We start from the raw sequence: 13,872 nt of genomic DNA on the forward strand, positions 1-13,872 counted from the left end.
TTCGAGATAGTGATGTTCTGTTCCGTGCCTGTCGTTATCGATACTGAAGCGGACAACCGCTTCTGAGCCGTTGCAAGGTCTGCCGGCGGAGGCTTCTGGTTGGTTCGCTCTGAATTGAGAAAGTCTGCAAATACAACTATCACGTCTTGCAGTTCCGTTTCCAGAATGTTCGATCTATCCCCCGCCGCCCGATGAATATTTTGCTAACAGCATTTTAATTGTTGTTGGCGGACACCGCGTAAATCGCGCGAATCTGGTAATGCAAGGCTTCCGCTTCGGTTCGTCCGGCCGAACTGACGGATATATAACGCCGATTTTATCCGGATAAGGCTTGAGACCCCAACACCCTTCTTTTATGTCGGGAGTCCGATCGATCATACGATGAAATAAAAGGAGCAGGCCAGGACGATGGATGTTGCGGCCCTGACATTTCTGGCCCTCGCACTGCCTTTCGTCGCGGCATTGCTCGCGCCGCTTCTGACACGTCTTCTCGGGCACAACGCCGCCTGGGTGCTTGCGCTGTTTCCCTTGGCGATCGTGCTGCACTTTATCCGTTTCTGGCCGGAAGTCGCCAAAGGCGAGGTGGTTACGGGCGGCTATGCCTGGATACCCTCGTTCAACGTCAGCTTTTCCTGGCTGATCGACGGCCTGTCGCTCACATTCGTCCTGCTGATCGCCGGCATCGGCGCGCTGATCGTGCTCTATTCCGGCGGCTATCTGAAGGGCCACCCGCAGCAGGGGCGGTTCTTTTCCTTCATCCTGATGTTCATGGGCTCGATGCTCGGGGTCGTCGTCTCCGACAGCTTCCTGATGCTCTTTGTGTTCTGGGAACTGACCTCGATCACCTCGTTCCTGCTGATCGGCTTCGATCATTCGCGCGAGGCGGCAAGGCGCGCAGCCCTGCAGGCGCTGGTCGTAACCGGAGGCGGGGGCCTGTTCCTGCTTGCCGGACTGCTGATCATCTGGAATGTCAGCGGCGTCACCCAGCTCTCGCTGCTGTCTGCCTTCGGGCCGGAGATGCGCGAAAGCCCGTTCTATCTGGCGGCGCTGCTCCTGGTACTTGGCGGCGCCTTTACCAAGTCGGCCCAGTTCCCCTTCCATTTCTGGCTGCCGAACGCGATGGAAGCCCCGACGCCCGTCTCGGCCTATCTGCATTCGGCGACCATGGTGAAGGCCGGTGTCTATCTCCTGATGCGGCTGAACCCGGTGCTCGGCGGCACACCCGAATGGCAGATCCTTTTGCCGCTCTTCGGCGGCGCCACACTCGTCATCGGCGCGGCGCTCGCCTGCCGCCAGACTGACCTGAAGTTGATGCTCGCCTACACGACGATGGCGTCCCTCGGCCTGCTGGTCATGCTGACAGGGCTTGGCGCACCCCACGCGATCGAAGCGGCCGTGCTCTATCTTGTCGCCCATTCGCTTTTCAAAGGCGCCCTGTTCATGGTCGCCGGCATCATCGACCACGAGACCGGCACGCGCGACGTGACGCGGCTCGGGGGGCTTCGCTCCGCCATGCCGCTCACCTTCGTCATAGCGCTTGCCGCGGCATTCTCGATGGGCGGGCTGTTTCCCTTCTTCGGCTTCATCGCCAAGGAGGAGATCTACTACGCACTCTCAGGCTTCGATCGCCGTTCCCTGGTCTTTGCCGCGATTGCGATCCTCGGCAATGCACTGATGTTCGCGGTGGCCTTTGCCGTCGCGCTCAAGCCGTTCGTCGGTGCAAAGGTCGAGACGCCGAAGGCGCCCCATGAGGCTCCGATCTTGCTCTGGCTCGGGCCGGCGCTGCTTGCCGCCAAGGGGCTTTCCGCGGCGCTGCTTTCCGGACTGACGCATGAACTGGTATCGACGCCGATGGCGTCGGCGATCGCGGGCGAACCCCGTGCGGTCACGATTTCGGTCGTTCCTCACGTCGGCTTGCCCTTGATCATGTCGATCGTGACCGCAGTCATCGGCATCGGCTTTTATCTGAAGCTAGACCGTGTGCGTGCCTTCATGGTGACGATCCTTGCCGATATCGGCTGGGGTCCGGATCGTGGCTTCGACCAGTTCATCCGCGGGCTCGTTCGTTTCTCCGTCACACTGACCCGCCGGCTGCAATCCGGGCGCCTCGAAGTCTACATGACCGCGACCTTCATCCTCATTGCCTTCGTGCTTTTGGTCGTGCCGATCGCCTATGGCGAGTTCCCGCGCGCGCCGTTCTTTGCCGCCGACGTGCCGCTGCATGAATTGGCGATCATGGCGATCGCGGTCATCGGCCTCATCGCGGTGGTGCTTGCTGCCGACCGGTTGACCGCCATCGTTTCGCTCGGCATCCAGGGCTTTGCCGTCGCGGTCATCTTCCTGCTCTATGGCGCGCCGGATCTGGCCTTCACCCAGTTCATGATCGAGACGCTTTCGGTCGTCGTCCTTGCTCTTGTGATGACGCGGCTCCGGTTGTCGCCATCGGACCATCGTCCGCTTGCGCAAAAAATCCCGGATGTCGCGATCGCCCTTGCCTGCGGTCTCGGCTTCGGGCTGATGCTGTTGAAGGTGACGGGTGTACCCTTCGATGCGACGCTCACCGACTTCTTCAATCTCTACTCGAAGTCGATCGCCCACGGCGCCAATGTGGTGAACGTCATCATCGTCGATTTCCGCGGCACGGACACGCTGGGCGAGATCGCAGTGGTGATGGTCACGGGTCTTGCGATCCTGTCCTTGGTTCGCTTGAGGGCGGGTTCGCTGCGGCGCGTCGCCGATAACGATCCGGATGCGGAGGAACGCGCATGAAGTCGGTGATTTTCCGCGCCGTCGCGCCGTTCCTGACGAGCCTCATGGTGCTGTTTTCGATCTTCGTCCTGTTGCGCGGCCACAACGAGCCGGGCGGCGGTTTCATCGGCGGCTTGATCGCGGTGTCGGCGCTGGCGATCTACGGCATCGCCTGCGGTGTCGAGACGGTGCGCCGTGCGATCTATTTCCACCCGATGGCGATTGCCGGGGCAGGCCTCCTGGCCGCGACGGTCGCCGGCCTGATCTCGATCGCCGCCCGCGTTCCCTTCATGACCGGCCTGTGGGTCTATCCCTCGGTGCTCGGCCTGGAAGTACCGCTCTCGACGGTGATGCTGTTTGATTGCGGCGTTTATCTCGTGGTCGTCGGCGCGATCAGTTCGATTGCGCTTTCGCTCGAAGAGCGGGGAGGCGAATGATGGAAGCCTGGTTCGCTCTGCTCGTCGGCATCTTCTTCACGGTCGCCGTCTATCTGCTCCTGTCGAAGTATGTCATCCGGGTGCTGCTTGGCGTTGCCATCCTCGGAAATGCCGTCAACCTCCTGATCTTTACCGGTGGCAGGCTCACGCGTGGCATCCCGCCGGTCGTTCCCAGCCAAAAGGATGCGCTCGTCGGCCCCGCCGCCAACGCCCTGCCGCAGGCGCTGATCCTGACGGCGATCGTCATCTCCTTCTCCTTTTTCGCGTTCCTGCTGGTTCTTGCGTGGCGGGCATACGAGCAGCTGCAAACCGACAATACCGACGAGATGCGCGTTGCCGAGCCGAAGGACGAGCCGGCCGCGCCGCTTGGATACTGACCGACCCATGGCCGCTACAACCTCTCCCCCCGCAGATCTCTCCGCCGCGCTCGTGCTCGAGCCCGTCGCGTCTGCCGACTGGCTGGTCATCTTGCCAGTTGCCTGGTGCCTCGCAATCGGCGCGCTGCTCGTGATGCTGCGCCGGAAAATTGATTGGCATCCCTACATCGCGGTCGCCGGCCTGGCCGGGCTCGTCATCATCGACGCGCTCCTTCTTCGCCATGTCCTTGCAAGCGGACCGGTAACGATGGTCATGGGGCGCTGGCTGCCGCCTTTCGGCATCGCCTTCACCGTCGACCTGACCGGCGCGCTCTTTGCTTTGACGGCCTCCGTCGTGGCGCTTGCCGGCGGCATCTATTCGCTCGCCGACATCAACGACAGCGGCCGGCGCTACGGCTTCTATCCGTTCCTGATGCTGCTGATGGCCGGCGTCTCCGGCGCCTTTCTGACCGGCGATATCTTCAATCTCTATGTCTGGTTCGAGGTGTTGCTGATCTCGTCCTTCGGCCTGATCGTGCTCGGCTCCGAACGCGAACAGATCGACGGAGCGGTGAAATACGGCTTCCTCAACCTGGTCGCGACGACCCTGTTCCTGATCACGACCGGCTATCTCTATGCGAGCTTCGGCACGCTCAACATGGCCGACATTGCCCGCAAGGCCGAGGGGCTCGCGGGTACGGCGCCGCTGATGACGCTGACGGCGCTGTTCGTGCTTGCCTTCGGCATGAAGGCTGCTGCCTTTCCGGTGAACTTCTGGCTGCCGGCGTCCTATCATACGCCGCGCGTGGTCGTGTCGGCGCTCTTTGCCGGTCTGCTTACCAAGGTCGGGATCTACGCCTTGATCCGCGTTACCGTCATGCTGCTGCCGGTCGAGCGCGAAGAACTGAGCTTCGTCATCGCCATTGCCGGCGCGCTGACGATGCTCGTCGGCGTTCTGGGCGCGTTGGCGCAGACGGATTTCCGCCGCATGCTCGGCTATCTCGTCGTCTCCGGCATCGGCTCGATCCTTGCGGGTGTCGCCGTCGGCGGCCCGGGCGGCATCGGCGGCGCGATCTTCTACGCGCTGCATTCGATGCTCGTCATGACCGCGCTTTATCTCGCGTCCGGTGTCGCGGCGAGGCTCGGCGGCAGCTTCTCGCTTGTCTCTCTGGCGGGCCTCTATCGCCGCCATGCCGGTTTCGCGGCGCTGACGCTCATGCTTGCCTTCGCCGTCTCCGGCCTGCCGCCGTTCTCCGGCTTCTGGCCCAAGGTGATGCTGGTCAAGGCGGCGCTCGATATCGGCGCCTGGTGGCTGGCGGCCGTCCTGCTTCTGACCGGCTTCCTGACGACCATCGTCACCGGCCGCTTCTTCCTGCTCGCCTATTGGCGTGATGCGGCCTCTGGTGAGGGCGGCGCTGCGTCTGCGACGATCGCGCCGGCGGCACTTCTGCCGCTTGCAGCCTTGACTGTGCTGGCGCTCGCGATCGGTCTTTATCCGGAGCCGTTGCTTGCCATGGTTCAGAGTGCAGCGGCGGGCCTTTCCGAGCCGTCGGCCTACCTGGACTCGGTCTTCCCGGGAGGTGCCCCGTGACCAAGTTCCTGACCATCAATCTCGTGTTCACGGCGATCTGGGGCGCCATCAGCGCCAGCTTCTCGCCGGCCAACCTGATCCTCGGTTTTGCCGTCGGAGCACTGTCGCTCTTTCTCATCCGGCGCGAGCTTCAGCCGGTTGCCTACCCTGTGCGCCCGATCAAGCTTTTCCTGCTGACGGCGCTGTTCTTCAAGGAACTGGCAATCTCGGCGACCAAGGTCGCCTTGCTGGTCATTCAGCCGAAGATGGTGTTGAAGCCCGGCATCTTCGCCTATCCGCTGACGGTCAAGAGCGACTTCGAAATCGCGCTGCTGGCCAATCTCATCACGCTGACGCCGGGAACGCTGTCGGTCGACGTCTCCGACGACCGCCGCACGCTCTATGTTCATGCGCTCGACTGCGCCGATCCGGGCGGTCTCAGGCGCGATATCGCCAATGGCTTCGAGCGCCGGATCAAGGAGGCCTTCGAATGACCCTGTCGGCGCAGATCCTCGCCCTTGCCACCGGCTTTGCCTTTGTCGTCCTGTCCGCAGCGCTTCTGATAACGGTCTGGCGCATCATCCGCGGCCCGACATTGCCGGATCGGGTGCTCGGCCTCGATATGCTGGTGGCGATCGCCATCGGCCTCATCGCCGTCGTCGCCATCCGCACCGGCTTCAACCTTTACATCGACATTGCCATCGCGCTCGGCCTTGTCGGTTTCCTGGCAACGGTCGCCTTCGCCCGCTTCGTCCTCGCGCGCGGCCTCTCGCCAGAGAGGGCGGCTGTCGAAGGGGGCGCGGTGCAGGTCAAACGCGCGTCGGCGACGAGAGGCAAATCGACGCAGCGCATGCGCAAGGGGGGACGCCGATGAACCCGGTCCTCGATATTGCCGTCACCCTGCTGGTCGCCGTTCTGTTGGTCGTCGGCGCGATCTTTTCGCTGCTGGCGGCGATCGGCATCATCCGTTTCCCCGATCTCTATACGCGCATGCATGCGGCCTCCAAGGCCGGCACGATCGGATCGGGCCTGTTGCTTCTGGCCGCAGGCGTGCATTCTCTCGATCCGGCCATCTTGATTCGCGCGCTCGCAGGCTTCTTTTTCTTCGTTCTGACTGCGCCGATCTCGGCTCATCTCCTGGCAAAAGCCGCACATCAGGTAGGTTACAGGCTGACAAAGCTGTCTGTCATAGATCAGCTTCCGCAAAAGGAAGAGCCGCGTCGCGACTGATCGACGACAGTTCTGAAACTGTATTTCAGAACATTACGATCGAGTGTGGCCATTTTAGCAATTTGGAGATAAACTTGCTAAGTGTCGCTAAATTTATGTTTGGATTTTTCGCGCATCGATGTTAATCGAGTAAATGTAAAGTGTCGTCGTGGAAAATACTTTGATCTGAAATTCCAGCTTGAGTTGTGAATGCTGATTGTTGCTTTGAGAGTTCGGTCGTCACCGGTGACTCGGCAGCAGGTTTTATAATCAAATTCCAGCTCTTGATATCGCGGCCGGTGTTTCTCCTTGCCGCGTTGATGGTCCATCCCAAGGCAGCCAAGGCTTCCTGACGGCTCTTGCAAGCGTTCCTCCCCCGAAACGCCGTTTCGGGTTGTGCTTAAGTCCGATAGGAGAAAGAAATGACTGAAACAGCGCTTGGCGCGAGCCATGAACTTCTGGTTGAGCTGACGGCGGAAATCGTTGCCGCTTACGTCAGCAATCATGTGGTTCCGGTCGCCGAGCTTTCCACGCTGATCGCAGATGTGCATTCGGCGCTGAACAACACGGCGGCTCCCGCGCCGGTCGTCATCCCCGTCGAAAAGCCGAAGCCGGCCGTATCGGTCCGCAAGTCCGTTCAGGACGACCAGATCACCTGCCTCGAATGCGGCGGCACCTTCAAGTCGCTGAAGCGCCACCTGATGACCCACCACAATCTGTCGCCGGAAGAATACCGCGAGAAGTGGGACCTGCCGACCGATTACCCGATGGTTGCGCCCGCCTATGCGGAAGCACGTTCGCGCCTCGCCAAGGAAATGGGTCTCGGCCAGCGCCGCAAGCGTCGCGGCAAGTAAGACTGGTCGTCCCGCGGGCCCAATTGCTCCGCGCATGGCGGATATAGGCATGTTCACAAAGGCCGGGCCAGAGTGTCCGGCCTTTGTGTTTCGATGGCAATGGAGAAGGTCGTGCGTCCGGCCCCGCGCTGTTCAAGCCGCCAGGCGAAGCTCCGCCTCGTTCTTGATGCGGCGGATCATCGAGCGCAGACCGTTGGCGCGCTGGGTCGACAGATGCTCGATGAGGCCGATCTTGCCGAAGGTGTCGATCGCATCGATCCGGGCGATGTCGGAGGCATGTTTGCCGGAGTAGATGGCAAGCACGATGGCGACGAGCCCGCGCACGATATGGGCGTCGGACTCGCCCTCGAAATTAAGGACGGGATCCTCGGGATTGCCGGCCGCATTGGTGACGAGCCAGACTTGGCTGGCACAACCCTGAACCTTGTTTTCCTGCGTGCGCTTGGCCTCGGGCATTTCCGGCAGCGCTTTGCCGAGCTCGATCACATAGCGATAGCGATCCTCCCATTCTTCAAGAAAGGCGAAATCGTCGATGATCTGGTCGAGCGTCGTCATGGTCCGGTCCATTCGTCGGGAGATTATAGGCTCGCCGGTCCTTGCCGCGAACACTTTCATTCCTGTTCTTGCCCGCCGCTTTCACGCGCTCGGGCTTTCAGCCTTCATATAGGCGATGGCAGAGCCATTGAGAACCGGCAAATATACGACGGATGCGGAGCACCTATCTCTTGGTCAGACCGAGATGCTTGTCGGGATACTGATTGAAAAGGTCACGTTGCCGCCAGCGCCCTCGATATTGCCGGTGGCGGCCGAAAGCGACTGGCCGGCGGTCCGGGCCTCATCCGCATCGCGGCCGGATCCCTTGGCGCGTAATTCCTGCTCCGCCTTGCGCAGCAGTTGCTTCACTTGTTCGGCAACGGATTTGAGTTCGGCTGCCACCTTCGCCACGGGATCGGAGCCGCCGTCATCCCCGCCGAATTCGCGATAGGCACGCTCGGCAAAGCTTGTCCGTTCCGAAGGGGGCTCAGCCTCACCGCCGGCCACGGGGGCATCGGTTTGCGCGCTGGACGCATCTGCCTGCACGGTGCCGGCATCGGCAAGCACGGCTGCGGCCGAGGCGGATGCAACGCCGCTTGCAGCTCCCCCGCCGCCGGCGCCGGCCAGCTGCTGGGCGGCCGTGCCGAGCTGTTGTGCAAGCTGCTTGGCGAGCCTTGCAAGCGTTTCCGGGTCCGATGCGAAGAACCGGATCATGCGGAGCTGCTCCTTGACTTCGTCGAGCTTCTTTTTAGCGGCAGCGGCGCGGTTCGCAGCACTTTCGTCATCGCGGCCAAGAAGCAGGGCGGTCGAGGCAGGGCTCTTGCTTTCGCCAACTGCGCCGGGGGCGGCGCCGGACGCCGCCGGGCGTGTCACGCTGGAGTTCGAGAAAAGCCCATAAATCTGCATTGTCTGCCTCCAGCCGTCGGTGCGGCGGACCTAAGCAGGCAGGGCTTGCGTGTGGCTGTGCGGCGAGAAAATCAGCGGTTGCGGGTGCAAAAAAGAAAACGCCGCGAGGGGATGGGATCCTCGCGGCGGCCGCAACGGGACGGCAAGTCAGGCAGTAAGTCAGGAATGTGCAGGATGCGGCGCGGTCACTGGATAACGGCAGCCTTGGGGTCGAGGCGCTTTTCCGGAACCGGGGTGCGCTTGAAGACGGGTTCGGCGTCGAGGGTGCTGACCTCGGTCGCCGGAGCTGCCACGTCGGCAGCCGGCGTGACCGTACCGGTCGTCACCTTGGCATCCGGCGTCGTGGCATCGGTTTCGGCAAACTGTGTGTCGAGGAATTCGTACGCGATGCGGGCGCCTTCGCGGGCTCGGTGGCCGAGGGCAACGAAGGTTTCGGCACCCTTCTCGCAGACATCCGGCTTCTGGATGCAGATGGCGCTGATGTATTGGAACGCCTCATTGGCAGCAGAGAAGGTGTCGCCGAGTTCCACTTTCGGGGCGTGTTCGAGTTTCTGCGCGCTCGAAGGGTCGAGGAACGGCAGCAACACCAGTACCAGCGAAAACCAGAATGTCGCCTTGATGAGAAACCACATGTTCTGCCCATCCTTCGTTCGGCTGCCGCGGCCCGCCAGTCTTGTAGCCGGCTTTTGCACCTTCGACATCCCGCAGCGCCGTGGTATCCCCTGATACCCGTTCACGCCACCTTCTAATCCTTGGAGCCTGCCGGCGTTCTCTTGGTGCCCGGCCCCTTGTTGAGATCGACATTACGGCGGGAATCACAAGACGGCTTTTCGAAATCGAGCGGCATTTGCTTCAAATTTTAATGAAATGCCGGTGTCCGGCGATTTGCAGGGCATTTGTGTCGCATTTTAGCGTTCGCCGTTAAGGTTCGTGGCAGAGCCGGGCGCGGCAACCCCGAACGCAGCGGCAATCGCACGCCAAAAGCCGCGCCACAATCGTTAACACAGTGCAGAAAATGCACAGAAATCCGTTGCTTACGCCCCATTAACCACAAGAAATGAAGGTCGCCCGATTTGGCTCAAAACGGGATTTTTCGACCGTTTCGCACGGTTCCGGCACGGCCGCGTTTATTCTTTCATTAAGCCGGGGATGCGAGATTCCGACATGTCACGAGGCGGCTTGAGTCTCGATCCAAAGGGTCGTGAAAACAGAGAGCGTCGGCCTCGCAAGAACAACAAATGTAGCAGGGTAAAGCGTGAGCGTATTGCGTAACATGGCTGGCAGATGGACGTCCCGTGTGGACGAGGTCGCGGCCCTGTGGCTTCCCCGTCGTGAGGCGTCTTCGCCGGCCGATCTCCGCCATGCGAAGCGTTTGCGCACGCTGGCAGCGGTTTCCCTGACGGCCCTGCCGGTGGTGCCGCTTGCCCTGTCGCTCGCCATGCCCGTGTCTTCGGCTCTTCCTTTGGGCACCGCTCTTTGGGCCTCGGCCTCGCTGCTTGCGGCTGCCGGCGCGATTGTTCGCGGCCGCGCGCCGGAAGAGGTGGCACCGCCATTGGAGCCGGTCGTTCCGGATCTGTCTGCCGCCTATGACCTCTTTGCGGGCCTTGTGACTGTGCATGATCTGCGCGGCAACGTGCTTTCCGTCCACGGCCGCGACGCGGCCGAGCATCTGACCCTGATGCGCGATCCAGCGGGCCGCGGTTTCATCGAGCAGATCCACATATCCGATCGCATCACCTTCCTGAGCGCGATCGACATTCTTCGCCAGGGCGGCGACCGGGCGACGGTCGACATCCGCATCGAGCGGCGCACGCTGCCGATCGAAGGCGAACAGTTTGTCTATATGTCCTGTGAGCTGGCGCCGCTGCGCGACGACAATGGCCGGCTGGTCGCCATCCTCGCTCAGTCGCGTGATGTCTCGCAAGAAGCGGGCCTGCGTGCCGAAGCTGCGGCCAGAACAGCCGAGGCGGTATCGGCAAACGATGCCAAGACGCGCTTCCTTGCCGCCGTCAGCCACGAACTGCGCACGCCGCTCAATGCCATTCTCGGCTTTTCCGACGTGCTTGCCGGCGAGTATTTCGGCAAGCTCGAGAACGATCGCCAGCGCGAATATGTGGGCCTGATCCATAAGTCCGGCGAGCACCTGCTTTCCGTCGTCAACACCATGCTCGACATGAGCAAGATCGAAGCCGGTCGCTACGAGCTGATGCCCGAGCCCTTCGGTGTGGCCGAAGCCGTTTCCGCCTGCGAGGCGATGTTGTCGCACCAGGCCACGGAAAAGGGCGTGAAGCTTGCAAGCCGCATCACCCGCGGCATCGGCGAGATCAACGCAGACCAGCGCGCCTTCCAGCAGATCCTCATCAATCTGGTCGGCAATGCCATCAAGTTCACCGATCAGGGCGGCGTCGTCACGATCGATGCGGAGGCCGACGGCGCGATGCTGAAGCTTTCCGTCAGCGATACCGGCATCGGGATTGCGGCCGACAAGCTGGCGCTGCTTGGTCAACCTTTTGTCCAGATCCAGAACGATTATACTCGCCGCTACGAAGGCACCGGCCTTGGCCTCTCGCTGGTCAAGGGTCTGGTTGCGTTGCACGGCGGAGAGCTTTCCATCCGTAGCCGCGAAGGCGAGGGTACCGTCATCGTCGTCACGCTGCCGCGTGATGGCTCCGGTATCGCCTGCGCGGAGCAGGAAGAAGCGCGTACGCCGGTGACGGTGGAATTTCCACCGCGCCTGAAGGATTGTGATGTCGCCCCGGCCGCCGAAGGGGGGCGGTTCGAGGGGAAAAGCTTGAACGAGGAACGGGGATATGGCACCGCGCAAGCGAAAACAGCCTGACCGGAAAAAGGCTGCGCGGCAAACGCCCGGCCTGGCCGTGCGCGGGCTGGTCCTTGCCGGACGGGGTGCTGGGCTTGCCGGTCGTCTGATGGCGCGCCATCCGTTGGTGTCCGGTGGCTCGGCCGCCTTCCTCGTCGTGTTCTCCTTCGTTGCGGCCAATGCCATGTGGTATCAGCACGGCACGCACCCGTCGCCGCTGTTGCGCACCCGCGTCCCGCTAGTCAGCGCCGAAACGGCGCAGCGAATCGCCATCGCCAAGGGCGAGGAGATCGAGCCGCGAAAGGTGACCACCTTCGTTATCGAGCGCGAGGGTGAGGCAAAGGCTGAAAACGTCGAGGATGTGATCGCGTCTGCCTCTGCGGACGCGGCGTCGGAAAAGCCGTCGCCCGAACGGGTCGCGAGCGTGCCGGATCCGGCGCAGTCGAAGCTTGTCTCCGAGATCCAGAAGGAATTGGGCCGGATCGGCCTTTATGACGGCGCGCCGGACGGACGGAGCGGTCCGCGCACGGCAGCCGCGATCCTGAGGTTCGAGGAGCGGGCGGGTCGCACGGGAACCGGCGCGGCGAGCGTCGAGCTGCTGCAGGCCTTGAAGTCTGCACCGGCTGAAAAGGCCGCCGCGGTTCCGGCTGGGCGGCCGCTTTTCGAAACGAAGGGCGGGGGCGTGGAAATCGATCCGGTCGCTGCGGCCATCCGCTCGGCCGAGAAGGAAAGCACCTTCGTTCCGCGCGCGGAAATTCCGGTATCGAGCGAACTGGTGCTGAACATCCAGAAGGGTCTCAGCAACCTCGCCTATGCGGACGTGGCGGTCGACGGTGTTGCCGGAGAACAGACGCGGGCAGCCATTCGCCACTTCGAAAAGCACTACCGCCTGCCACAGACCGGCGAACCCAATCCCCAGGTGCTGAAGAAGCTCAAGGAAATCGGCGCGCTCTGACGCATTTAATGCACGCCCCGCGCCTGTCGTCGCTCAGCTGCGGTTTGCCTCCTTCGCTCCGCGCGTGTATCAGCCTCCCATGCGCCTGAAGTCCCACATCTTCGTCTCGTCCCTGCTGCGTCGTGCGTTTTCGCTTGGCGGCTATGCCGCGGTGCTGCGCAAGGGAGCAGAGGACGCCGGCGCGATCTTCATTCGCCAGCGGACGCGTTTGGGCACCGAGACGCTCTTTGCCCCGGCGCCGCAGAATTTCTTCGCCGACGAGATTGATCTCGGCCGCAAGTTCGAAGTGCGGCTCAGCGACAGCGACGCCGAGCAGGTCGACGCGGCGCTTGCAAGCGAGATCCGCTTCGATCCGGATTGCTGGATCGTGGAGATCGAGCTGGACGACCGCGGCGATCTGTTCGAGGTCGTTGCCGAAGATGGAAAAGGCCAGCCCTGACGCCGTCTTGCCGAATGCGCCGACCTGCTTGACTCTCCACTTGGTGGAGGCCGTAGGACGCGTTTATGGGCGATCAAATCTTTTCGATAGGCGAAGTTTCGAAGCTGAGCGGCGTACCGGTCCGGCGGCTTCGGTTTTACTCGGACAAGGGGTTGCTGCCACCGTCCACACGGACGGAGAGCGGTTACCGTATGTATTCCGGGGCCGACCTGGCGCGGCTGGACCTTGTTCTTGCCCTGCGTGAAGCGGGCGTGAGCCTCGCGGACATCAGCAAGATCCTGGCCAACCGAACCTCGTTTACCGACGTTCTGGCTTTGCGGCTTCGAACGCTCGAAACGGAAATCCGGTCAAAGCGCCGGATCGCCACGGCCTTGAGAATGGCTTTGAGGATCCATGAACCCTCCCCAACGGATCTCAGGAGATTGTGGACCGTGACCAGGATTTCAAAGACGGAATTTCGTGCCGCGCTCGAGCGTTTCTATGATGACGTCGCCGGCGGCGCGCCGATGGATGCGGCGTGGAAGACGAAAATAATGGATGCCGGTACGCCGGACCTGCCGGACGACCCGACAGCCGAACAGGTCGACGCCTGGGCGGAACTGATGGAGATGCTGTCGGACAAGGCCTATGCCGCCGAGATGCGCGCCCACATGTCGGACCTGTGGACGCAGGAGTTCGATCCCGCCGCCTACGCTCAAGCCGCCGATGCCACCTTTGCGCGGGTGAGAGCGGCGATCGACCATGGCCTGGGGCCCCAGTCGGCCCTCGGCAGAGAGATCGCTGCCGATTGGCTGGCGCAGTCGGCAAGGGCGATGAAGCGGGCTCCGGATCAGGTTTTCCTGGATTGGCAGCTCGAACAGTACCGCAAGCACCACGCCCGTTCGGCGCGTTACCAGGAATTGATGGCGGTGTTGCAGGGGCAGGCGCCGCAGGCTCCGACCGGTCGTGAGTGGAGCTGGATCATCGACGCGATGAAGCAGCTTTTCTAGGGCGGGGAGGTCGGCTCGATCGCCGAAGTTGCGAGACATGCCCGCATGAACGGCAGC

At 62.4% G+C, this 13,872-nt stretch carries 15 protein-coding genes and 1 pseudogene; 13 read left to right on the plus strand and 3 right to left on the minus strand.

Features of this window, described 5'->3' with window-relative positions; translation table 11 throughout:
* Nucleotides 1-408: 408 nt before the first annotated feature.
* From ASE71_RS16110 to mucR, 8 genes are all read left to right on the plus strand, one after another.
* Entirely contained in the window at nucleotides 409-2,769 is a 2,361-nt protein-coding gene (locus tag ASE71_RS16110) for a putative monovalent cation/H+ antiporter subunit A (protein ID WP_060516220.1), read from the plus strand.
* Nucleotides 2,766-3,185, plus strand: a complete 420-nt coding sequence (locus ASE71_RS16115) for a Na(+)/H(+) antiporter subunit B (protein ID WP_034789325.1) — start codon at nucleotides 2,766-2,768, stop codon at nucleotides 3,183-3,185. Before ASE71_RS16110 ends, ASE71_RS16115 begins: the two co-directional genes overlap by 4 nt.
* Nucleotides 3,185-3,562, plus strand: coding sequence for a Na+/H+ antiporter subunit C (locus ASE71_RS16120; RefSeq protein WP_034789327.1), 378 nt, complete (start codon nucleotides 3,185-3,187; stop codon nucleotides 3,560-3,562). Before ASE71_RS16115 ends, ASE71_RS16120 begins: the two co-directional genes overlap by 1 nt.
* A gap of 7 nt (nucleotides 3,563-3,569) precedes the next feature.
* Nucleotides 3,570-5,132, plus strand: a complete 1,563-nt coding sequence (locus ASE71_RS16125) for a Na+/H+ antiporter subunit D (RefSeq protein ID WP_060516219.1) — start codon at nucleotides 3,570-3,572, stop codon at nucleotides 5,130-5,132.
* The gene (locus ASE71_RS16130; protein WP_034789330.1) at nucleotides 5,129-5,605 is read left to right on the plus strand and encodes a Na+/H+ antiporter subunit E; all 477 of its coding nucleotides are present in this window, start codon (nucleotides 5,129-5,131) and stop codon (nucleotides 5,603-5,605) included. Before ASE71_RS16125 ends, ASE71_RS16130 begins: the two co-directional genes overlap by 4 nt.
* A complete protein-coding gene (locus ASE71_RS16135; RefSeq protein ID WP_060516218.1) occupies nucleotides 5,602-5,985 on the plus strand; it encodes a cation:proton antiporter in 384 nt (127 codons plus the stop codon). Before ASE71_RS16130 ends, ASE71_RS16135 begins: the two co-directional genes overlap by 4 nt.
* Nucleotides 5,982-6,341: a monovalent cation/H(+) antiporter subunit G gene (gene mnhG / locus ASE71_RS16140; RefSeq protein ID WP_060516217.1), complete on the plus strand. Its 360-nt coding sequence runs from the start codon at nucleotides 5,982-5,984 to the stop codon at nucleotides 6,339-6,341. The genes ASE71_RS16135 and mnhG overlap by 4 nt, the downstream gene beginning before the upstream one ends.
* Before the next feature lie 401 nt (nucleotides 6,342-6,742).
* Nucleotides 6,743-7,174: an exopolysaccharide biosynthesis transcriptional regulator MucR gene (gene mucR / locus ASE71_RS16145; RefSeq protein WP_034789336.1), complete on the plus strand. Its 432-nt coding sequence runs from the start codon at nucleotides 6,743-6,745 to the stop codon at nucleotides 7,172-7,174.
* 132 nt (nucleotides 7,175-7,306) lie between these two features.
* On the opposite strand, the gene ASE71_RS16150 is transcribed toward mucR, so the two are convergent.
* The 3 genes from ASE71_RS16150 to ASE71_RS16160 form a co-directional block, all read right to left on the minus strand.
* Complete coding sequence (locus ASE71_RS16150; protein ID WP_034789482.1) at nucleotides 7,307-7,729, minus strand: SufE family protein; 423 nt, start codon at nucleotides 7,727-7,729, stop codon at nucleotides 7,307-7,309.
* A 174-nt stretch (nucleotides 7,730-7,903) separates the two neighbouring features.
* Complete coding sequence (locus ASE71_RS16155) at nucleotides 7,904-8,614, minus strand: hypothetical protein (RefSeq protein ID WP_060516216.1); 711 nt, start codon at nucleotides 8,612-8,614, stop codon at nucleotides 7,904-7,906.
* Nucleotides 8,615-8,799: 185 nt separating this feature from the next.
* Nucleotides 8,800-9,246, minus strand: a complete 447-nt coding sequence (locus ASE71_RS16160; RefSeq protein WP_060516215.1) for a DUF5330 domain-containing protein — start codon at nucleotides 9,244-9,246, stop codon at nucleotides 8,800-8,802.
* Nucleotides 9,247-9,887: 641 nt separating this feature from the next.
* On the opposite strand from ASE71_RS16160, the gene ASE71_RS16165 reads away from it, so the two are divergent.
* The 5 genes and pseudogenes from ASE71_RS16165 to ASE71_RS36930 all read left to right on the plus strand — a co-directional run bounded on the left by ASE71_RS16165 (nucleotide 9,888) and on the right by ASE71_RS36930 (nucleotide 13,815).
* Nucleotides 9,888-11,453 (plus strand): sensor histidine kinase, encoded by a 1,566-nt coding sequence (locus tag ASE71_RS16165; protein WP_082566257.1) that lies wholly within the window; start codon nucleotides 9,888-9,890, stop codon nucleotides 11,451-11,453.
* Nucleotides 11,425-12,387 (plus strand): peptidoglycan-binding protein, encoded by a 963-nt coding sequence (locus tag ASE71_RS16170; RefSeq protein ID WP_060516213.1) that lies wholly within the window; start codon nucleotides 11,425-11,427, stop codon nucleotides 12,385-12,387. Before ASE71_RS16165 ends, ASE71_RS16170 begins: the two co-directional genes overlap by 29 nt.
* A 79-nt stretch (nucleotides 12,388-12,466) precedes the next feature.
* Entirely contained in the window at nucleotides 12,467-12,826 is a 360-nt protein-coding gene (locus ASE71_RS16175; protein WP_060516212.1) for a DUF1491 family protein, read from the plus strand.
* 65 nt (nucleotides 12,827-12,891) lie between these two features.
* Nucleotides 12,892-13,098, plus strand: a pseudogene (locus tag ASE71_RS36925) (MerR family transcriptional regulator); the annotation flags it as partial.
* A 159-nt stretch (nucleotides 13,099-13,257) separates the two neighbouring features.
* Entirely contained in the window at nucleotides 13,258-13,815 is a 558-nt protein-coding gene (locus ASE71_RS36930) for a hypothetical protein (RefSeq protein WP_244496835.1), read from the plus strand.
* The last annotated feature ends 57 nt before the right edge of the window (nucleotides 13,816-13,872 follow it).

Origin of the sequence: Ensifer sp. Root954 (assembly GCF_001429005.1) — a bacterium.
Classification (GTDB): Bacteria; Pseudomonadota; Alphaproteobacteria; order Rhizobiales; family Rhizobiaceae; genus Ensifer; species Ensifer adhaerens.